This window comes from Nocardia sp. Tas62D01 (assembly GCF_055232035.1).
In genome coordinates this window covers 9,678,970-9,699,660 of sequence record NZ_JBUYUZ010000001.1, presented here as the reverse complement: position 1 = coordinate 9,699,660, position 20,691 = coordinate 9,678,970, and the positions used below count along the sequence as shown (strand labels likewise).

The following is a 20,691-nucleotide window of genomic DNA, read 5'->3' as shown; positions in this document are numbered from 1 at the left end:
ACAGCGGTGACCTAACCCGACACCGCTGTCGTGCTCGTCGCCGCAGCCCGGGGCTGCGCCACCGCACCGAATCCGCCTGCCACTACGTGGATTTCTTCACCGCCCCGACCACGTAACGTCCCCTCGTAAACATGTACGCCAGGCATACACGCTGGCCAGAAGGGCCTCACCGCATATGCGCGGTGTAGCACAGGCCGGTGACAGGCATGATGACACCGGCGGGGCCCTCGAGCGGGCCCAGGAGCGCGGCGAGCGTGCGGTGGGCCTGATCTTGGGTCGTGGGGGCCAGGTCGCGCACCAATGACCGCAGGCTACCTGCCAGCAGGAATTGAGCAGCGTCGTCGGCATCACGGCCCGCTGTGGTGTGTGAGTCGAACGTCACCGACCGCACTCTGTGAATCCGGCCTGAACCAGCAGATCTCGCACCCATCCCGGGTCCGCGAATTGCGCGACCCCAGGTTCGGCGTGATCCACGGTGGCGTGCGGTGCGATATCGGCCAGCACGGTCAGTAGCGGGTTGTCGGTGGCGGCGTGGGTGACGAATGCCAGTCGTCCACCCGGGCGCAACGTGCGGGCGATGTTGGTGAACGCGGCTCCGGGATCGGTGAAGAACATCACCCCGGATCTGCTGATGGCCACGTCGAAGCCCGCGGCCGGCAACAGATGGCGTTGCGCGTCCGCACGGATATAGGAGATGTTCGTGATGGCTTCGGCGGCTGCCAGTTCGGCCGCGGCCGCTAGCATCGGTGCGGACAGATCGATGCCGGTCGCGTGACCTGCGGCGGCCTGGTGGGCGGCCAGCCTGGTGGTTTGGCCTGTGCCGCAACCGATGTCCAGGACACGGTCGCCAGGTTGCAGTGCAGCGGCGGTCATCAGCTGGTTCGGTGTATCCGGCGGCCATCGCGTCGTAGCGTGCGGCGTTGGCGGCCCAGTGGTGCCCGTCGGGTCCGTTCCAGCGGTCGGCCTCGGCGGTGCCGGGTCGCCCGCGTGTGCGTATCGTTCGCTCGCTGTGCTCGCTCATCGGGCGGTCTTGTCGGCGAGTGTGCGGGCGAAGTGTTTGCGGCAGCCCGCGCTGCAGAATCCGTAGGTGATGCCCTCATGTACGAGGGTGAGCTCGGTGTTCGTGGCGATCATCCCGCAGACCGGGTCGACGAGTGCCCCGGGATCGGGCGGTGTGGCAGACCCGGTCTTGGCGTCGCTGATCATGTCCATCAGTTCGGGTTCGCCGACGACACGGCCGTCGAGCCCGTAACTGCCCTCTGGGACACCTAGTACCTGCACCTCGACCCGGGGACCACGACCGGGATCCGATTCGGCGAGCGGGCTTCCAACGCTGTGCGCAAATGGTTTGCGGCGATATCGAAATCGTGGTGGGCAGTGGCGAGCTGGGCGTGAGCCAGCCACACCAAGGCTTGCTGCTGTCCGGTGAGGCCCTCACGAGCGTGTGCGAGATGCGTTGCGGCCAGATCGAAGTCCCCACGCCAGCGGGCAATCTCCGCGGTGAACAGGTGCGCCAGGGCCGCGTCTGCACCGGCCGCTTGCACCAGCAGGTCCCGCAGCATGTCCGCAGCCTCATCGTGGCGCCCGGCCCGGCTGTGCAGATGTGCCAGCCAAGCCCGTTGGAAGTGATCGGGTGCCCCGAGCTCGCGAACGAGCACCGAAGCCTCGGCCAACTCCCTTGTCGCGGTGTCGATGTCGCCGAGCATGTCGTCGGCCAGCCCGCAGAACGTCAATGTCAGCGCCCGGCCGAAGCGATCACCGGCGCCAGCGTACAGCTCAGCCGCCGCACGCAGCTCGCGGCACATGCCGACGATGTCCGCAGCAGTCCCACAGACGATCGCTCGCACCAGCGCCCGGCGCGCCTGATGCCACGAATCCTCCTCGGGGCCAGCGCTATTCAGTGCATCGACGGCTGCGGCCGGATCACCGTCGACGGCGGCCAGCAAGGCGCTGACCAGACTCGCGGTACCGGCTGCAGTGGGCACGCGGTCGGCGACCAGGCCGCTATCGGATCGTCGACCCGCCAGAATCGCATTGAGCAGGTACTCCACTGCGACCTCGACCACCGCTTCGGGTGCGGCCGGGCCCGGCACAGCCAGCGCATCGCGCATGCGGCGCGCGGCGTCTGCGTGCCCGTCGCGGACCACCCAGAACTGCGCCGCCGCGGCAGCCACCCGGCAGGCCGCCGCCGCATCGCGGCTCTCGAGGGCGAAGCCGAAGGCGGCCGTGAGATTGTCCCGTTCGGCGGCGAGCGCAGCGAGCGCGGCCACCTGATCGCTGGTGCGCAAACGGCCGCCCTGGACCTCGGTGTCGGCGAGCACGTAGTTCAAATGCGCGACCCGCACCTGCTGGGACCGGCCGGAGGCGTCGAGCCGGTTCCGGGCACACGCGCGAATAGTATCCAGCATCCGGTAGCGGCCATGTGCGGGCTGCAGCAGCGATTTGTCCGCCAGCATGTCCAGCGCCGACCAGCCGACACCGACCCCCTCGGCGGCGTCCTGATCGGCGACCTGATACTCCAGCACGCCGAATTCGCCGATGTGTTTGCTCAGGCGATGCGTTCGAAGACCGCGGCCAGGCCCTGGCCGCCGCCGATGCACATGGTCTCTAGGCCGTAGCGGGTCTTGCGGCGATCCATCTCGCGCAGCAGGGTGGTCAGGATGCGTGCGCCGGTGGCGCCGACGGGATGGCCGAGGGAGATGCCCGAGCCATTGGGGTTGAGGCGGGGGTCGTCGGGCTCGAGATCCCAGGTGCGGGTGACCGCGAGCGCCTGGGCGGCGAAGGCCTCGTTGAGTTCGATGACGTCCATATCGGCCAGCCGCAGCCCCAGGCGGCCGAGGGCGCGTTCGGTGGCGGGCACCGGGCCGATGCCCATGGTGCGCGGCGGCACCCCGGCCGCGGCCCAGCTCGCCAGGCGCGCAAGGGGCTTGAGGCCGAGCGAGCGGGCGTTGTCGGCCGTGGTGACGATGCACAGCGCGGCGCCGTCGTTCTGCCCGCTGGCATTGCCCGCGGTCACCGTGGCCGCCGGATCCAGATGCCCGCGGATAGGCCGCAGCCGGGCCAAGGCGGCGCGGTCGGTGTCGGCGCGGGGATGTTCGTCGGTGTCGACCACCACCGGGTCCCCGCGGCGCTGCGGGACCGGGACCGGGACGATCTCCTGGGCGAAGGTGCCGTTGCGCTGCGCGGTCACGGCCCGCTGATGGGACTGCACGGCCAGTGCGTCCTGATCGGTGCGGCTGATGCCGAATTCGGCGCGCAGGTTCTCCGCGGTCTCGATCATTCCGCCCGGGACCGGGAAGTCGTGCCCGCCCGCGGTGACCCGGGCGCGGGCGAGCCGGTCCACCAGACCGGCATCCTCGCCCTTGACGCCGTAACGGATTGCGGTGGTGTAGAACTCGGCCTGGCTCATACTTTCCACACCGCCGGCCAGGATCAGATCGCTGCCACCGGTCTGCACCTGGGCGACGGCCGTGATGACCGCCTGCAGTCCGGAGCCGCAGCGGCGGTCCACCTGCTGGCCGGGCACCTCGATGCCGAGGCCCGCGTCGAGGGCGGCGACCCGGCCGATGGCGGGACCCTCGCCGTTGGGAGATGCCTGGCCGAGGATGACGTCGTCGATGTCGGACCCGGAAATGCCGGTGCGGGACGCGATTTCGGCGATGACGGTGGCCGCGAGGGTTTGCGGCGCGATATCGCGGAACATGCCGCCGAACCGGCCGACCGCGGTGCGCAGCGGTTCGCAGATGACTACCTCACGCACGTGAACTTCCTTTGTGCGGAATGGATTGTGATTGCGTGCGCGCCAGGTCGGCGGTGATCGCCTCGGCGGTGGCGCGCACCGAGGGCACCAGATCCGCCTCGACCTGCGCGGCGGTGTAGCGCGCCGATTGTGTCGAGATGTTCACCGCCGCAATGACCGTGCCGGTCGAATCGCGAATAGGGGCGGCCAGCGACCGCAGCCCGGCCTCGAGCTCCTGGTCGACGACGCTGTATCCGGCCGCCCGCACCCGGTCGAGCTCGGCCCGCAGCTGCTGTGCGGTGAGCACCGTGCGCTCGGTGAGCGCGGTCAGATGCGCGCGGTTGAGGTAGGCGTCGAGTTCACTCGGTGCCAGCCCGGCCAGCAGTACCCGGCCCATGGAGGTGGCGTATGCCGGGAAGCGGGTGCCGATATTGATCGAGACGGTCATGATGCGCCGCACCGGAACCCGGGCCACGTACACCACGTCGTCGGCGTCCAGGATCGACACCGACGAGGATTCGCGGACCTTCTCCGCCAGCGCTTCGAGATGCGGTCCGGCGAGTTCGGGCAGCGAGAGGCTGGACAGGTAGCTGTAGCCGAGTTCGAGCACGCGCGGGGTCAGCCAGAACACCGATCCGTCGGTGCGGACATAGCCGAGTTCGGTGAGGGTCAGCAGGAATCGGCGCGCGGTGGCGCGGGTGAGGTCGGTGTGCCTGGCGACCTCGCTGAGGGTGCGGCGCGGGTAATCGGCGTCGAAGGCCTTGATCACGGCCAGACCGCGCGCGAGCGACTGAACGTAATCGGAGGAGGGGCCGCTCGGTTCGGTGGTGTCCGCGCTGGGTTCGTGCCCGCCCGTCGCCCGGCCACCGCCCCCCGTCGAATCGCTGAGCGGTGTTGCGTTCATTGCTCTCCTAGGTCGGCCAGTGCCCGCTGCCCGAGGGCGAAAGCTCTGTTGCTGTTGGGTACTCCCGCATATATCGCGGTGTGCAGGAATACTTCCACGAGCTCGTCCGGGTCCGTTCCGGCCCGCAGGGCCGCACGGATATGCATATCCAATTCGTGCTCGTTGCCGACGGCGGTGAGGACGGCCAGGGTCAGCAGCCGCCGGGTGTGGTGATCGAGTCCGGGCCGACTCCAGATATCACCCCAGGCGGTACGGGTGATGAAATCCTGGAAGGGGGCGGTGAACTCGGTGCTCGCGGCGATCGACCGGTCGACGTGCGCGTCGCCGAGCACCGCGCGGCGAGTAGCCGTTCCGGCGGCGTGGGCGGCGGCCCGCTCGTCGGCGACGGTCGTGATATGGCGGGCGATCAGCGCGGTCACCAAGCCCGCCTGCTCGACGCTGGTCAGGTGCGCGCCCGGGCTCAGCACGCGCAGGTGCGCACCGGCGATGCCGTCGGCGATCGTGGCCAGCGTGGCTGGGGGAGTGGCCGGATCCTGCTGTCCGGCGATCACCAGGGTGGGGGCGACGATGCGGGCGAGATCGTCGCGGCCGTCCCAGTCCGCCAGGGCCTCGCAGCAGCCGGCGTATCCCTCGCCCGAGGTACCGTGGACCATGTCGAGGTGGCGGCGGATCAGCTCGGGATCCCGTTCGGCCAGCGCGGGAGTGAACCAGCGCCCGACGATCGCCTTTACGATTGGCGAAAGACCTTGTGCACGAACGAGTTCCGCGCGTTCGGTCCACTGCTGGGCGGGTGTGAACGCCGGGGAGGTGCACAGCAGCGTCAGCGTGCGCACGCGCGAAGGGTGATGCGCGGCAATCCATTGCGCCACCGCGCCGCCGAGCGAGAGGCCGACGAGGTGGACCGCGTCGAGTCCCAGGCGGTCCAGCAGAGCCAGGACGTCGTTGCCGAGATCGGCCATGGTGTACGGGCCGCGCGGGGCCGGTGACTGGCCGTGGCCCCGGTGGTCCACGCACAGCACCCGGTATCGCTCCGCGAGCGCATGTGCCTGCGGCGTCCACATCGAGGCGTCGGAGCCGATCGATCCGAGGAACACCACCGCCGGGGCCCGCAGGTCGCCGTGCTCGGTATATGCGAGATCGACCGTCATGAGCGGCCTGCGGCGTCACGGGCCGACAGGGCTCGGTCGACCAGCTCACCGGCGTGGCCGAGATAGTTCGCCGGATCCAGGAGCTCGCGCAGCCGTTCGGGCGACAGGTGCGCGGTGATGGCCGGGTTCTCGCTCAGCGGTTTCCCGGACGTGGCGGCTGCGGTGACGATGGCCCGCGCCTGGTCGGTGTACTCCGAGAGCGCATGCGTGACACGTTCGGCGAGCAGCAGCCCGCCGGTGGCATCGAGGTTGTGCCGCAACGCTTCCGGAGATACGCGCAGCTCCTGCAGGCAGGTGGCGAGCCGGTGCACGGCGCCGCCGGTGAGCCGCAGCAGATCGATCACGGTCTCCCATTCGGCGTGCCAGGCCCCGGCCGCGCGCATGAACTCGTGATCCATGACCGACAGCACCGTCGCCACGAGCCCCGGCACCCGCCGTGCGGCGGCCCGCGCGGTGATCGCGGCGATCGGATTCTGTTTGTGCGGCATGGCCGAGGAGCCGCCCGGGTGCGCCTCGCAGACCTCGCCGAGTTCGGTGGCCGACATCGCCACGATATCGGTCGCCGGTTTCGATACCGCTCCGGCGAGCACGCCGAGCGCGGTGGCGAGCTCGGCGATCGGGGTGCGATCGGTATGCCACGGGATGACGCGGCGGGCCAGGCCGAGCTCATCGGCGAGGGTATCGCCCACGGCGAGACCGTGCGGGTGCAGCGCGGCCAATGTTCCTGCCGCGCCGCCGAATTGGACCGGCAGCCCGGCCAATACCGTGTCGAGCCGGTCGGTGGCGGCATCCAGCGCCGTGAACCACGTCGTGGCCAGCACGCCGAAGGTGGAGGGCAGCGCCTGCTGTCCGAGAGTGCGTGCGGCCATGAGCGTATCGCGATGCTCCCGGGCCAGGCGTGCGGCAGCATCGGCCGCCGCGCGCGCGTCGGCGACGATCGACCGGCCCGCGCGGGTGGCGATCAGCATCAGCGCGGTATCGGTGATGTCCTGGCTGGTCGCCCCCGAATGCACCGCTGACCTCGGGATTCCGGCCGCACCGCAGCGCGCGCGCAGCATGCCCACGAGCGGAATCACCGGATTGCCGCTGGCGACCGTGTCCGTGCCCACTGCGGCGAGATCGATCTCGTCGCACAGGGATCCGGCGGTCGAGGCGATCACCGCGGCCTGGTCGGCGGGGATCACCCCGTGTTCGGCATACGCCAGCGCCAGCGCCGCCTCGACCTCGAGCAGCGCCGCCACGAACGCGCGGTCGGAGATGTGGACGCTCAACTCCCCGGCGCCGAAGTCCGGATCGAGCAGTTCGCCGCGGGTATCGCCTTGCTCACGCATGCACACTCCTGTGTCTCATATTCGGGTATCGCGTCACAGCCGGAAGAACGGTGTCTCCACACCGTCCGGATCGCTGTCCTGCAGATGGATCGTCATCGCGTAACCGTCGGAGGTCCGTTCGGCGATGAGCTTGTGCCGCTGCCCGGCCGGCAGCGCCGACAGGACCGGGTCCTCGACGTGCGCGTCGGTGTCCTCCGGAAAATACAGCCGGGTCACCGCGCGATCGAGCATCCCGCGCGCGAAGACCGCGACGTCGATATGCGGCGCCTCGGTGCGATCGTCCTCGGCGGGCACCGCACCGGGCTTGACCGTGTGGATGAGCACCGTGCCGGTGGAATCGCCTGCGGCGCGGGCGAATCCGCGAAATCCGTGCGGTACCGCGACGGCAGGGCCGCGGGGATCGTCCGGGTGGGCGAACCGGCCCCGGGCGTCGGCCTGCCAGGTCTCCACCATGACATCGGAGACGGGCTCGCCCGCGCCATCGATGACGGTGAGCGCCAGGGTGATCCGGCCCGGCGCGCTCGCGGGCGCGGCATCGGGGCCATCGGGCCACGGCAGTCCGAGGTGCCAGTACGGCCCGACGGTCTGCGAGGGCGTGGGCCCGAAGGGGGCGGTGGTGAAATCGCCCGGCGTGACCGGGTAGGTGAAGGTATAGGCGGTCGCCGTGCTATTCGTCATCGTCGTCCTCGTTCTCGAACGGGGTGGCCTCGCGCCCGCGCAGCACGATGTCAAAGCGGAATCCGAGCGCCCAGTGGTCGGTGGTGGCCTCATGGTCGTACACGCTGACCATGCGGTGGCGGGCCGGGGCGGGTGTGGCGTTGTAGATCGGATCCTGGAAGAACAGCGGATCGTCCGGGAAGTACATCTGGGTGACCAGGCGCTGGGTGAAACTGCGGCCGAACAGCGAGAAGTGGATGTGCGCGGGCCGCCACGCATTGTCGTGGTTGCGCCACGGGTAGGCGCCGGGCTTGATCGTGGTGAAGCGGTAGTGCCCGTCCGCATCGGTGACGCAGCGTCCGGCGCCGGTGAAATGCGGGTCCAGCGGGGCGGGCCAGTTGTCGACGGTATGCCGGTAGCGGCCCCCGGCGTTGGCCTGCCAGACCTCGATCAGCGCATGCGGCACGGGTTTTGCGTCGGTGTCGAGCACCCGCCCGTGCACCACGATGCGCTGTCCGAGGGCCTCGCCGCCGTTGGCGAGGGTCAGGTCGGCATCGCCGGGCCGCACCCGGTCCTCGCCGAATACCGGACCGGTGAGCTCGGTGAGCCGGTGCGGCAGCAGAGCAAGGGGGCGGCGCGGGGAACGCAGCGCGGTGGTCTGGTAGTCGGCGAAGTCGGCCGGGGTCTGCTCGGCGCTGTCCGGTCGCCGGTATCCGGGGGGAAGGTGAAGCATCACGACCTCTTGTTCGGTATGTGGACGTTTGATCGCTATATGAACACGATAGTCAGCCAATGTGCTCCAGGCAACAATCCCGGCCGAGAATGTTCACTATGCGGATAAATGTTCACAATACGCACGCCACGCGGTAGGGTGAACGGCGTGCTGGACAAAGTCATTTCCTCGCCCGATGCGGCGGTGGCCGATGTGCCCGACGGCGCCACCCTCGCCGTCGGCGGATTCGGTCTCGTCGGCGTGCCCGAAATCCTCATCGACGCCCTGCTGCGCCAGGGCGCGAGCGATCTCGAGGTGGTGAGCAATAACTGCGGGACCGACGGATTCGGCCTGGGTTTGCTGCTCGCCGAACACCGGATCCGCCGCACCATCAGCTCCTATGTCGGCGCCAACCGCGAGTTCGCGCGCCAGTATCTGGCCGGTGAGCTGGAGGTCGAGCTGACCCCGCAGGGCACGCTGGCCGAGCGGCTGCGCGCGGGCGGTGCGGGCATCCCGGCCTTCTTCACCCCGGCCGGCGTCGGCACCCAGGTCGCCGAGGGCGGGCTGCCGCTGCGCTACGACGGCGACGGCGGCATCGCGGTGGCGACCCCGCCGAAGGAGACCCGCGAATTCGACGGCGTCACCTACGTGCTCGAGCGCGGCATCGTCGCCGACTATGCCCTGGTGCACGCCTGGAAGGGGGACCGGCACGGCAACCTGGTCTACCGCCGCAGCGCCTGCAACTTCAACCCGCCGGCCGCCGCGTCCGGGCGGATCACCATCGCCCAGGTCGAATATCTCGTCGAGCCCGGCGGACTGGACCCCGAAGCCATCCATACCCCCGGCATCCACGTGCATCGCGTCGTCCCCGTCGGGCCGGTGCGGGTGGGTATCGAAAACCGAACGGTGCGAGCATGACTCAGACCTCTGCGAATCCGGGCGCGGCGAAGCTGACCCGCGATCGACTGGCCGCCCGCGTCGCGCGGGAGCTGCGCGACGGCGAATACGTGAACCTCGGCATCGGCATGCCGACCCTGGTACCCAACTTCCTGCCCGAGGGCATCTCCGTCGTGCTGCACTCGGAGAACGGCGTCCTGGGCGTCGGGCCCTACCCGTTCGAGGACGAGGTCGATCCGGAGCTGATCAACGCCGGCAAGGAGACGATCACCGTCGTCCCCGGGGCCGCCTACTTCGATTCGGCCGAGTCGTTCGGGATGATCCGCGGCGGCCGGGTCGACGTCGCGGTGCTGGGCGCGATGCAGGTCAGCGCCGCCGGTGACTTGGCGAACTGGATGATTCCGGGCCAGATGGTCAAGGGGATGGGCGGCGCGATGGATCTGGTGCACGGGGCCCGGCGGGTGATCGTGATGATGGAACACCGCACCCGCTCGGGAGAGCCCAAGATCCTGTCCGAATGCACCCTGCCACTGACCGGAAAGCGCTGCGTGCACCGCATCGTCACCGACCTCGCGGTACTCGACGTTACGCCACGGGGATTGCTGCTCGTCGAGACCGCACCCGGCATCAGCGCCGGCGACGTACTCGCGGCCACCGGCGCCCCCGTGCACGTGGCGCAGTGAATGCCGGTGGTCCGGTCGCAGGGCCGGGCCACCGCGGCGGATACCGGCCGCGGGGGTCCGGACGGAATCAGATCCGGAACGTGGCGTGCTCGGTCGCAATGGTGACCCACCGGGTGTTGGAGAACGCCTCGGTCGACCAGCGCCCGCCGAACCGCCCGAATCCCGATGCCTTGAATCCGCCGAACGGCACCTGCGGCTCGTCGCCCAGGGTCTGGTCGTTGATGTGCACGATGCCGGTCTGCAGCCGCAGCGCGATCCGCAGTCCGTGCGTGGCGTTCTCGGTGATGATGCCGGCGGTCAGGCCGTACTCGGTGTCATTGGCCTTGGCGACGGCCTCGGCGTCGGTGGCGAAGGTGTCGATCGCACAGACCGGGCCGAAGGTCTCACCGTAGAACAGCTGGGCTTCGCGGGGCAGGCCGGTGAGCACGGTCACCGGGTGGAGGGCGCCGTCGGGCTTGCCGCCGCCGGTGAGCACGGTGGCCCCCGCCTCGACGGCGTCGGTAACCAGTCGCGAAACACGTTGGGCGGCAGCTCGGTTCACCATCGGGCCGACTTTGGCGTCGGGGTTGTCCGGTGTCGCGGTGGTCAGCGTCGACACCTTCGCGAGGAACTTCTCGGTGAACTCCCGCGCCCGCGATTCGTGCACCAGGATTCGGTCGCAGGACATGCAGACCTGACCGGCGTTGGAGAACGCGGCGAAGCCCGTCGCTGCCGCGGCGTAGTCGATGTCCGCGTCCTCGAGCACGATCACCGAATTCTTGCCGCCCAATTCCAGCACCGCGGGCTTGAGATGCTTCCCAGCGAGGGATGCGATGATGCTGCCCACGTTGGACGAGCCGGTGAAGTTCACCGCCCGCACCCGTTCGTCCGCGATCAGCGTTTCGACGATCACGGGGGCGTCGGCCGGATCGTTGGTGATCACGTTGAGCGCACCGTCGGGCAGGCCGGCATCGCGCAGCAGGTCGGCGATGAACAGGCCCGACATCAGCGGCGCCTCCTCGCTCGGCTTGAGCACCACGGTGTTTCCCGCCGCGAGGGGCGCCGCCGCTGCCCGCACGCCGAGGATCACCGGCGCATTCCACGGCGCGAGCGCCGCCACCACCCCCATGGGCGCCTGTATCGCCAGACTGAGTTCTCCCCTGTGCTGGGCGGTCAGCACCTCGCCGCGCGGGGCGGTGATCCCGGCGGCCAGTTCACGCAGGATGATCGCCGCCCGTGCGGCGTTGAACCGTGCGTTCGTGTTCAGAGCGCCGGTTTCGGCGGCCATCATCGCCACGACCTCGTCACTGCGCCGCTCGAACAGGTCCGCGGCGTCGAGGAATATCTTGCGGCGAGCGAACGGGTCCAATTCGGCCCAGGACTCGAACTGCGCCTGTGCGGCGTCGACGGCCGCGGTCACATCCTCGGCCTCGGCAGCTGCGACGGTGGCGACGATCTCGCCGCTGCAGGGGTTGAGGTCAGCGGTGGTGCGCCCCTGCGCGGCAGGCGTGTTTTTTCCACCGATCAGCAATTCCCGATTAATAGTCATGGTCAAAGAATCGCCTTTATGTGGTGTGTCGCACCATCGTAATTCCATTGGATGGCAGATCCGGATTTCCGGGAAATGCCGACGGACTCCGGGAATTCGATTCCCGAGGCCATTGATCTTTATTCGAGCGGGCCGAGGTAGGGCTCGCCGTGGAAAGCCGACTCGTTGTCGTCGATTGTTTCGGGCCATTCGTCGCCGAACGCGTCGACGCCCGTGGCGGCAGGCGACTCCGGGTACACCTGACTCATGCCGTCATACACTTCGATGAGGTGGCCGTCGGGATCGCGGACGCGAAACGCGCGCGGAATTCCGGGGAACAGTTCCGGCGGCAGCGTCACCTCGGTGAGTCCGCCCTCGCGCAGATATGTTCTGGCGTCGCGTAATTGGCGGTACGAGCCGACCTGCATGCCGACGGAGAACGTCGTGCTGTGCGAGCTAAGGTTCAGCCGTGCCCGAAGTTCGATCGGGTACAGCGCGATGGCGTGGTGCTCGGTGCCGGCCCGCAGGAACACGCAACGCATCCCCTCGTACCGGATCTCCTCAGTCACTCGCAGCCCCAGCACGTCCCGGTAGAAGTCCCGGGCGGCCTCGACATCGGTGACGAAAAGGCGCAGCGGGCCGATCCGGACGATCTTGAAGGGCCGGGAAAGCAGCACGCCGCCCACGTCGTAGCGGCCGGGCCGGTCCGGCACGTCCCGCCGGCCCGAGGTGAGGTCGACGCCGCTCGCGAGCGCGGCGGAAACCTCCTCGGTCTCGGAGATCTGTGGCAGCGTCGCGGTGTGCCTGGCGAGGTGCTGGTAGAAGTGCAGCGGTTTGCTGATGCCCGTCCAGCCGATCTGCTCCATGCCGTAGTACAGCTCGTTGGTATGGCCATCCGGGTCGTCGAAGTAGGTGTGCCAGTTGGAACCCGGCATGTCCCGGCCCGATCGCTGGATGCGGTTGTGGCCCTCGCGCAGCCAGCTCTCGCCCTCGACGATCTCCCGCAGCGAGCCGACCTGCCAGGAGATCTGGTTGACGGTCACCTGGCCGGAAAGGATCTGCTGGCTGTTGATGGCTGCGTGAACTCTCCTGTTGAACAGGACGAAACTGTGGTGGTCGGTGCCGTGGCGCATGAAGTACCCGCCCGGATCGCCGAGCCCGTCGAGTATTTCCCGATTCTGGATGCGTTCGGAGAAGTCGAGCCGGTCCGAGACTCGCAGGCCGAGCAGATCCCGATAGCAGTGGACGCTCTCGTCGATCAGGGTGCAGTTCAGGCCGACATGGCCGAGCCTGCGCACCCGGAACGGCCGCTCGAGCCGGTAGCCGCCGACGTCGTAGTGCTCGACGCCGGCCTCGGTGTTGGTCATCGTTCTTCTCCTCGTGGCTGCTGCGGTGTCGTGATGCGCGTTTCCAGCCGCCCGATTCCACCGATCTCGGCCACCACGACGTCGCCGGGGGACAGGTATGAACCCCAGGCGTTCCCGGTGCCCGCCGGTGTGCCGGTGAGGATGATGTCGCCCGCCCGCAGTGGCGCGATCCGGGAGAGGCACTCGATCTGCTCGGCGATGGAGAAGATCATGTTCTTGGTGCTGGATTGCTGCCGCTGGTCGCCATTCACGGTCAGCGAGAGGTCGAGGCTCATCGGATCGGGCACGTCGTCGGCCGGAACTATCGCCGGGCCGATCGGCTTGCAGCCGGCGTACCCCTTCATGCGCAGCCAGTCGGGGAAGAACGGGGAATCGCCGTGGCGGGCGTAATCACGAATCGACAGATCGTTCGCGACCGAATATCCGGCGACAATTCCCATCGCGTCGGCAGCCGCGACATGCTCGGCGTCCCGGCCGATGATCACGGCGAGTTCGACCTCCCAGTCGAACCTTTCGCACCCGGCGGGCCGGACTGCCGCTCCACGATGCCCGGTCACCGAGGCCGGCGGCGCGAGGAAGAACAGCGGGCTGCTCGCCGAGACGCCGGACTTGGTGCTCTCCATCTCCCGGACATGGTCGTGGTAGTTGGCCGCGGTGCAGTAGACCGTGGGCGGATCGGTGAGCACGGGCAGGAAGGCGACCTCCGCCTCGGGCAGCCACCCGGCGCCCCCGGCACCATTGGCCGTCGCCTGTTCTATTGCGTCGCACCAGTATTCCCAGTCCGATAGCGCCGCACGGGCCGATCCCCGCGGGGAGGCCGGGTCGCTGCCGGTCGCCTCGGCGAGAGGCAGAACGAGACCGTCCGCCCAGACCGCGAGCGTGTGGACGCCGTCCAGGAGGATCGTGGCCAGGCCGCGGGCCGAGGGGCGCGATCGTGCGGTCGAGGTCAGCATGAGAAGCCTCCGGTTACTCGGGTGAGCAGCTCGTCGGGGTCCGGGAGTTCGTCTCCCCGCCATGCCACGTGCTGATCGGGCCGGATGAGCGCGAGGTCGCTGTGGTACAGCTCGCGGGCCTCGGGCAGGGTGAGGTCGAGAGTCGTCAGCGGGATCGACCGCCGATGAGCCGCCGCAACCAGCTCGGTGGTGGACGGGACAGCGCTGCCCATGCATAGCAGGGTGAATCCGGGGCCGAGGACATCGAACAGCGACTGCGTCTGCGACAGCCACAGATGCGGCGCCCGTGCGCCGGGACGGGCGGTGGGCACGTACTCGTCGTAGCTGCTCTGCGGCGCCGGCGTGCCGTCGGGCCAGACGATCGGCGAACTCTCGTAGCTCGTGCCCAACTGCACTCCCAGCGAGGCGAATTCCTCGCGCTGTGTCGCGAGCGCGCGCCCGAGTTCGGCGCGGGCCTCGCGGCCGGCGGGGGTGTCCGCGTCGAGCACCGAGCTCAGCGAGATGTCCCCGACGGAGCGCCCGAGGTTGATGGCGGCGCGCGTATTGCGCAGGCCCGCGGGCCTGCGCTCGGCCTCGTAGCTGTCCACCAGGTGGGGCCCGGCCCAGCCGTGCACCGCCGCGGCCAGTTTCCAGGCCAGGTTCGCCGCGTCGTCGATTCCGGTGTTCATCCCGAAGCCGCCGGTCGGGGTGAACAGATGCGCCGCGTCGCCGCAGATCAGTACGCGGCCCCCCTGGTAACGCCGGGCGACCAGGGCCAGGCCCGCCACCCAGTCCTGCGACCCGAGGATGTCGACCTCGACGTGCTCGCCGACGCAGTCATCGATGAATGCGCGCAGGGCGTCGTCGTCGTCCACGTCGCCCCGGATCACGCTCATCCGGAACTCGTCACGGGCATCGAGCGTGATCAGCGTCGCGATCCTGCCGGGGCGCAGCAGCCAGTACTGCCAGGCGGGCTCTCGGACCACATCCTTGATCAGATCGGGTATGCGCAGGTACTTCGAGCGCCTGGGACCGCTGAGGAACCCCACGTCCTCCTCTTGGCCCTCGTAGGAGATGCCAAGCTGCTGGCGAACCCGGCTCCGGGCACCGTCACAGCCGATCAGGTACCGGCACGATACGACCTCCTCGGGACCGCCCGCGGTGGGCCGCATCCGGACGTCGACTCCGCGGTCGGTCTCCTCGAAATCGAGGAACTCCGTGCCGAGCCGGCAGGTGATCTGCCCGGTGTTCAGGAGCCGATCGAAAAGCGCTGCCTCGACGTACATCTGGTTCGAGCGGTGTACCGGTTCGGGCACCTGATCGGTGACCGCGTGCGCCGCCACCTCCGCCATCTTCTCCGCCGCCGAAGGCATGCGCAGCCGGTGCAGCTCGTAGCCATTCAGGCGGGTGAGGTAGGCCACGTCGGTGGGGTGTTCGGGCGGCAGGCCGACCGCTCGGATGGCGTCGGCCAGGCCGAGCCGGCGGTAGTGCTCCATGGTCCGGGCGTTGTGGGTGTTGCCCTTGGGATACGCGCGATGAGAGTTCTCCCGTTCGACGACGATCGACCGGACGCCCCTGGCCGCCAGGTCCAAGGCCAGGAACATGCCGACGGGGCCGGCTCCGACGATGACCACGGGTGTGTCGGCGGGCAGGTCGTCGGGTGCGGAAGGCGGAATTGTCACTTGGTCGCCACCATTCGAATTCTCCACTGGATACGTCCGTGCGGACCTGGCCAGCATGCCTACCTCGCGTAGCCCGTCACCAGGGGTCTTCCACTCAATGACCGGTCTGTCGCGGTCCGGTTCGAGCGCTGCGCCGACCGATACGGCAGCCGGTGCGAGAACTGGATGATAAGGCGTCCGATCCGGCCCACAGGACCAGAACATCCAGCAGGAGTTGGCAATTCCCGCATTCCATCCAGGATTGCGCTGTGCTACTGGACGTTCGGGAATCGCCTCCTACTCTGAGTTGAATACCGCGCAGGTGCGTCATGGGCGCCCGTGGTGATCGTCTCGCGTAGACATACAGAGCACGCCCGTGGTCGCGTGCCGGTCGTGGTTCTGCCTCCTCACCCCGGATGACGGCGGTCCAAGGCGGGACTGCCGGGTGTCCACTCGGTCACGCACACCGACAGAGCCGTATTCGGCGCCGCACAGAAGAAGGTTGCAAGCAGCATGAAGATGACCGGTGGTGAAGCCCTGGCCGCGCAGCTGGCGCGGGAGGGCGTGCGAACCGTCTTCGGTGTTCCGGGTATCCAGCTCGACTACGCCATGGACGGGCTGGCGCAGCGGCGCGAGGAGATTCGTTTCGTCGGGGCCCGGCACGAACAGGGCGCGGGCTATTTCGCGGACGGTTTCGCCCGAGTCACCGGTGATGCCGGGGTATGCATGGTGGTGCCGGGGCCGGGGCTGCTGAACGCCGGTGCGGCGCTGGCCACGGCGTATGCGTGCTCGAGTCGCACGGTGCTGATCGCCGGGCAGATTCCCTCGCCGACGATCGGACAGGGTTTCGGCATGCTGCACGAGATCCCGGGCCAGAGCGAGATCGTCGCCTCGCTGACCAAATGGTCGGCGATGGCCCGCACGCCCGGGGAGATTCCGGCCCTGGTTCGCCGGGCGTTCCACGAGGTGCGGTCCGGGCGCCCGCGTCCGGTCGGGGTGGAGATCCCGCCCGATGTCCTTGCGGCGCAGGCGGACATCACGCTCGCCGATCCCGGGCCCGCCGAATTCCTGCTCCCGGACTCGCAGGATATCGAGCGCGTCGCCGGGATGCTCGCCGCCGCAGAGTATCCCGTGATCCTCGCCGGTGGCGGTGTGGTCGCGGGCGGGGCCGGGCAGGCCCTTGCCCGGCTGGCCGAGACCCTCGACGCGCCGGTGGTGACCACCCGCAACGGTCGCGGCGCGATCAGCGACCGGCATCCGCTGGCCTTGACGATGCTGGGTGGTCGCCTGGTGCTGCCCAGGGCCGACGTGGTGCTGGCCGTGGGCACCCGCTTCATGACTCTGCAGGGCAAACCCGTCATCACGGCCCCCGGCACCAAGGTCGTCCTCGTCAATGCCGATCCCGCCGATCTCGGCGGCCCGCGCAAGCCGGAGGTCGCCGTGTTCGCCGACGCGGGATTGGCGCTAGCGGCCCTGTCGGACTCGCTGCCTGCGAGATCCGGGCCCTCGCGACGGGCGAGCGAGGTGGCGCAGGTGCGTGTCGCATGCGGCGAACAACTCGCGGCGATCGCGCCGCAGGTTGCGTGGCTCGGCGCCATCCGTGCGGCTCTGCCCGATGACGGTGTGTTCGTCGAGGAACTGACCCAGATCGGCTACGCCTCGCGGATCGCCTACCCCGTGTACGAACCGCGGACCTGGATCACGCCCGGCTATCAGGGAACCCTGGGTTACGGGTTCCCCACAGCGCTGGGTGCGAAGGTCGCCAGGCCGGATGTGCCGGTGGTGTCGATCACCGGCGACGGCGGGTTCGGCTGGAGCCTGCAGGAACTGTCCACCGCCCGCAAATACGGGATCGGCCTGATCACGATCGTGTTCGCGGACGGCTACTTCGGCAACGTCCGGCGTATCCAGCAGGACGAATTCGGTCGCACGATCGCAACGGAGCTGGCCAACCCCGACTTCGTTGCTCTCGCACGAAGTTTCGGGGTCAGCGCGACGAGGGTCGGCACACCCGGGCAGCTCGCGGATGTGATCCGCGAGGCCGGCGCCGGCGCCGAACCGCTGCTGATCGAGGTTCCGGTCGGCGAATTCCCCTCGCCGTGGGACCTCATCGCCGAACCCGGCTACGCATGACTATTCGCCACGATCGGATGGAGGTTCGATGACCGCTCTCGAGCGACACTTCCCACGCCCCAAGGACTTCGCGCCACTGCTGAGACCCGGACCTGTGGAGTTCAATGCGACGAGGCGTCGTCTGGCCAAGGCTCGCGACATGTGGGACCTGCGCCGAATCGCCAAGCGCCGCACTCCGGCCGGGCCGTTCCACTACACCGACGGCGGCGCCGACGGTGAGATCACCCTGGGGCGTGCGCGAGATGCCTTCGCGGACCTCGAATTTCGGCCTGGGGTGCTGCGTGACGTGTCGAGGACGGATTTGTCGGCCACCGTGCTCGGTAAGCCGTCGGCTCTGCCGTTCGGCTTCGCACCCACCGGCTTCACTCGCATGATGCATTCCGCGGGCGAGCGCGCGGCGGTCGCCGTGGCCGAGCGGGCCGGGATCCCCTTCTCCCTGTCGACCGTGGGCACGACCTCGATCGAACAGGTCGCGGCGGTCGCGCCGGAGGCCCGCAAATGGTTTCAGCTGTATCTCTGGAAGGATCGCGACCTTTCGCTCGAGTTGGTGCGCAATGCCCGGGCCGCCGGGTACGAGGCCCTGCTCGTCACGGTCGACGTGCCGGTCAGCGGCAACCGCCTGCGCGACCAGCGCAACGGCATGACCATCCCGCCCCGGCTGACCGCGAAGACGTTTCTCGACGCCTCGTATCGCTGGCGGTGGTGGTTCGACTTCCTGACCACCGAGCCGTATTCGTTCGCCTTCGACACCACCGGCAGGGGCTCGCTGGGCGACCTGATGCGCAGACTGGCCGACCCGAGCGTCACCTTCGGGGATCTGGCGTGGCTGCGCGAGGCGTGGGACGGCCCGGTCCTGGTCAAGGGAATTCAGACCGTCGACGATGCTCGCCGTGCGCTCGACCACGGCGCGGACGGCGTGGTCGTATCGAGTCACGGTGGCCGCCAGCTCGACCGAGGGCCGGTGGCACTGCACCTGCTCCCCTGTGTCGTCGCGGCCGTCGGGGACCGCGGAACGGTCATGCTCGACACCGGCATCATGAACGGTGCCGATATCGTTGCGGCCCTTGCCCTGGGCGCCGATTTCACCCTCGTCGGGCGGGCCTTTCTCTACGGCCTGATGGCCGGCGGTGAGGCCGGGGTGGCTCGCTGCGTGGAGATCCTCTCCATGGAGATCGAACGCACGATGAAGTTCCTCGGCGTCGCCACGATCGACGAGCTCAATCCCGGCCACGTGCGGTTGATGAGCAGACGGGCGCAGGTCGAGCCCAACAGCGTTTCCGCCGAACGGATTTCGTGAGAAGTGGCCCTGCGCGGAAACTCGGCGCAGGGCCACTCTCGTGCGCTGCGCTACAGGCCGATCCAGACGCTCTTGACCTCGGTGTACTCATCGATGGCCTCCGCGCCCATCTCCCGGCCCCAGCCGCTTGCCTTCATGCCGCCCCACGGGACCGTGGGATCGAGGCTGGCGACGATGTTCACCCGCACGCACCCGGCGTCGATCTGCGCGGCGAGCCGATGCGCGAGGGTGAGGTCGGTGGTCCACACCGATGCCACGAGCCCGTATTCGGAGTCGTTGACCCTGGCCGCGACCTCGTCGATATCGTCGTAGGGCAGGACGGCCAGGACCGGTCCGAAGATCTCCTCCCGGGCGATCCGCATATCGTCACGCGCGTCCGCGAATACGGTCGGCAGGTAGAAGCTGCCCGCCGCGAGCTCGCCCTCGCCGCGCTTGCCGCCGGTCAGCAGGGTCGCTCCTTCGGATTCTCCACTGCGGACATAGCCGTCCACGCGGGCCAGGTGCTCCTCCCCGACGAGCGGGCCCATCTGCGTCCGCGCGTCCATTCCGGGACCGACGTGGACGACTCCGGCCGCGGCGGCAAGTCGCTGGGTGAACTCGTCGTATCGGGAGCGTGCCACGTAGAAGCGGGAGGAGGCGCCACAGACCTGCCCGGAATTCTGGATACCGCTGCGCAGGTTGGCCGGCACCGCGACGTCCAGATCGGCGTCGGCGGTGATGATGCTCGCGGCCTTGCCGCCGAGCTCGAGGGACAGCCGTTTGAGGTTCCCGGCGGCGGCTCGGACTATGCCGCGTCCGACCTCGGTGGACCCGGTGAAGGACACCTTTCCCACATCGGGGTGATCCACGAGTGCGCGACCGGCCTCAGGGCCGCCCGTCACGACGTTGACCACACCGGGCGGAAAGCCCGCCTCGGCGAACAGGCCGGCCAGGCGCAGCGCCGAGAGCGGCGTCTGTTCGGCCGGTTTGAGTACGACCGTGTTACCGCACGCCAGTGCCGGCGCCAGCTTCCACGCAGCGATGAGCAGCGGAAAGTTCCACGGCGTGATCAAGCCGCACACACCGACCGGCACGCGCGTGGTGTAGTTCAGCGCTTGCGGCACCGAGTGCGCCGGCACCCGTCCGTCGATCTTGGTGACCCAGCCCGCGTAGTAACGGAAATGCTCGGCCGCCTTGGCGACCGACACCGCGCGGGCGATGGGCAGCGGCTGGCCCTGGTTCCGTGTCTCCAGCTCGGCGAAGGCGTCCGCGTCGCGTTCGAGCAGATCGGATACGCGCCAGAGCAGGCGGGCGCGTTCGGCCGGGGTGATCCGAGCCCAGCGCGGATCGTGCAGGGCCTGCGCTGCCGCGGCCACCGCGGCATCGATATCTTCGGCACCGCCGTCGGCGACCACGGCCAGCGGCTCGCCGGTGGCCGGATCGACAGTGGTCAGCGTGGCACCCGACGCCGCGTGACGCCAGCTTTCGCCGATCAGTAACTGTCCCTTGTCCATGCGAGCCTCCGTGACTACCGCCGCAAGTAATTTCTCCGACGCGGATTCGGCCGCACGGCCGGTGCACCGCATCCGAAATGCGGCGATGTCGACGGGATCGAGCGCCGAGGGCTGTGGGTGCCGGCGCGGCCTACCGGGAGTCAATTGTGTGTGCGGAACCGACTGGCCCTCAAGGTTTTGCCGCCATTTGTCTACGCTGGAGGAGATTCACGGAATGAACAGCAGCGGAG

At 69.0% G+C, this 20,691-nt stretch carries 19 protein-coding genes; 4 read left to right on the top strand and 15 right to left on the bottom strand.

Annotation, left to right across the window (positions count from 1 at the left end; genetic code table 11):
- Positions 1-166: 166 nt before the first annotated feature.
- The 10 genes from ACV7NQ_RS47195 to pcaH form a co-directional block, all read right to left on the bottom strand.
- Positions 167-382, bottom strand: a complete 216-nt coding sequence (locus tag ACV7NQ_RS47195; RefSeq protein ID WP_463365426.1) for a hypothetical protein — start codon at positions 380-382, stop codon at positions 167-169.
- On the bottom strand, positions 379-873 hold the full coding sequence (locus tag ACV7NQ_RS47190) for a class I SAM-dependent methyltransferase (RefSeq protein WP_463365425.1): 495 nt from the start codon (positions 871-873) through the stop codon (positions 379-381). Before ACV7NQ_RS47190 ends, ACV7NQ_RS47195 begins: the two co-directional genes overlap by 4 nt.
- A 144-nt stretch (positions 874-1,017) precedes the next feature.
- The gene (locus tag ACV7NQ_RS47185; protein ID WP_463365424.1) at positions 1,018-1,281 is read right to left on the bottom strand and encodes a hypothetical protein; all 264 of its coding nucleotides are present in this window, start codon (positions 1,279-1,281) and stop codon (positions 1,018-1,020) included.
- Positions 1,269-2,525, bottom strand: coding sequence for a hypothetical protein (locus ACV7NQ_RS47180; RefSeq protein ID WP_463365423.1), 1,257 nt, complete (start codon positions 2,523-2,525; stop codon positions 1,269-1,271). The genes ACV7NQ_RS47185 and ACV7NQ_RS47180 overlap by 13 nt, the downstream gene beginning before the upstream one ends.
- A gap of 23 nt (positions 2,526-2,548) precedes the next feature.
- The gene (locus ACV7NQ_RS47175) at positions 2,549-3,760 is read right to left on the bottom strand and encodes an acetyl-CoA C-acetyltransferase (RefSeq protein ID WP_463365422.1); all 1,212 of its coding nucleotides are present in this window, start codon (positions 3,758-3,760) and stop codon (positions 2,549-2,551) included.
- Positions 3,753-4,643: an IclR family transcriptional regulator domain-containing protein gene (locus tag ACV7NQ_RS47170; RefSeq protein WP_463365421.1), complete on the bottom strand. Its 891-nt coding sequence runs from the start codon at positions 4,641-4,643 to the stop codon at positions 3,753-3,755. Before ACV7NQ_RS47170 ends, ACV7NQ_RS47175 begins: the two co-directional genes overlap by 8 nt.
- On the bottom strand, positions 4,640-5,791 hold the full coding sequence (gene pcaDC / locus ACV7NQ_RS47165; protein ID WP_463365420.1) for a bifunctional 3-oxoadipate enol-lactonase/4-carboxymuconolactone decarboxylase PcaDC: 1,152 nt from the start codon (positions 5,789-5,791) through the stop codon (positions 4,640-4,642). Before pcaDC ends, ACV7NQ_RS47170 begins: the two co-directional genes overlap by 4 nt.
- A complete protein-coding gene (locus ACV7NQ_RS47160; RefSeq protein WP_463365419.1) occupies positions 5,788-7,122 on the bottom strand; it encodes a lyase family protein in 1,335 nt (444 codons plus the stop codon). Before ACV7NQ_RS47160 ends, pcaDC begins: the two co-directional genes overlap by 4 nt.
- Positions 7,123-7,155: 33 nt before the next feature.
- On the bottom strand, positions 7,156-7,800 hold the full coding sequence (pcaG, locus tag ACV7NQ_RS47155) for a protocatechuate 3,4-dioxygenase subunit alpha (RefSeq protein WP_463365418.1): 645 nt from the start codon (positions 7,798-7,800) through the stop codon (positions 7,156-7,158).
- Positions 7,790-8,512, bottom strand: a complete 723-nt coding sequence (gene pcaH / locus ACV7NQ_RS47150; RefSeq protein ID WP_463365417.1) for a protocatechuate 3,4-dioxygenase subunit beta — start codon at positions 8,510-8,512, stop codon at positions 7,790-7,792. The genes pcaG and pcaH overlap by 11 nt, the downstream gene beginning before the upstream one ends.
- A gap of 108 nt (positions 8,513-8,620) precedes the next feature.
- Between pcaH and ACV7NQ_RS47145 the strand changes: the two genes are divergently transcribed.
- Together ACV7NQ_RS47145 and ACV7NQ_RS47140 are read left to right on the top strand one after the other, a co-directional pair.
- Complete coding sequence (locus ACV7NQ_RS47145) at positions 8,621-9,409, top strand: CoA transferase subunit A (RefSeq protein WP_463365416.1); 789 nt, start codon at positions 8,621-8,623, stop codon at positions 9,407-9,409.
- Positions 9,406-10,071 carry a CoA transferase subunit B gene (locus tag ACV7NQ_RS47140; protein ID WP_463365415.1) on the top strand — a complete coding sequence of 222 codons (666 nt, stop codon included), beginning with the start codon at positions 9,406-9,408 and terminating at the stop codon, positions 10,069-10,071. Before ACV7NQ_RS47145 ends, ACV7NQ_RS47140 begins: the two co-directional genes overlap by 4 nt.
- Before the next feature lie 67 nt (positions 10,072-10,138).
- Here the strand turns inward: ACV7NQ_RS47140 and ACV7NQ_RS47135 are convergent, their stop codons facing one another.
- The 4 genes from ACV7NQ_RS47135 to ACV7NQ_RS47120 all read right to left on the bottom strand — a co-directional run bounded on the left by ACV7NQ_RS47135 (position 10,139) and on the right by ACV7NQ_RS47120 (position 15,559).
- On the bottom strand, positions 10,139-11,599 hold the full coding sequence (locus tag ACV7NQ_RS47135; protein ID WP_463365414.1) for an aldehyde dehydrogenase family protein: 1,461 nt from the start codon (positions 11,597-11,599) through the stop codon (positions 10,139-10,141).
- Between the two features lie 119 nt (positions 11,600-11,718).
- A complete protein-coding gene (locus tag ACV7NQ_RS47130) occupies positions 11,719-12,945 on the bottom strand; it encodes a VOC family protein (protein WP_463365413.1) in 1,227 nt (408 codons plus the stop codon).
- Complete coding sequence (locus tag ACV7NQ_RS47125) at positions 12,942-13,898, bottom strand: fumarylacetoacetate hydrolase family protein (RefSeq protein WP_463365412.1); 957 nt, start codon at positions 13,896-13,898, stop codon at positions 12,942-12,944. The genes ACV7NQ_RS47130 and ACV7NQ_RS47125 overlap by 4 nt, the downstream gene beginning before the upstream one ends.
- Positions 13,892-15,559, bottom strand: coding sequence for an FAD-dependent monooxygenase (locus tag ACV7NQ_RS47120; protein ID WP_463365411.1), 1,668 nt, complete (start codon positions 15,557-15,559; stop codon positions 13,892-13,894). The genes ACV7NQ_RS47125 and ACV7NQ_RS47120 overlap by 7 nt, the downstream gene beginning before the upstream one ends.
- Positions 15,560-16,057: 498 nt before the next feature.
- Here ACV7NQ_RS47120 and ACV7NQ_RS47115 point away from each other — a divergent pair, with 498 nt between their 5' ends.
- Positions 16,058-17,671: a thiamine pyrophosphate-dependent enzyme gene (locus tag ACV7NQ_RS47115; RefSeq protein ID WP_463365410.1), complete on the top strand. Its 1,614-nt coding sequence runs from the start codon at positions 16,058-16,060 to the stop codon at positions 17,669-17,671.
- Between the two features lie 28 nt (positions 17,672-17,699).
- On the top strand, positions 17,700-18,968 hold the full coding sequence (locus ACV7NQ_RS47110; protein WP_463365409.1) for an alpha-hydroxy acid oxidase: 1,269 nt from the start codon (positions 17,700-17,702) through the stop codon (positions 18,966-18,968).
- 50 nt (positions 18,969-19,018) lie between these two features.
- Here the strand turns inward: ACV7NQ_RS47110 and ACV7NQ_RS47105 are convergent, their stop codons facing one another.
- Entirely contained in the window at positions 19,019-20,461 is a 1,443-nt protein-coding gene (locus ACV7NQ_RS47105) for an aldehyde dehydrogenase family protein (protein WP_463365408.1), read from the bottom strand.
- Positions 20,462-20,691: the final 230 nt, after the last annotated feature.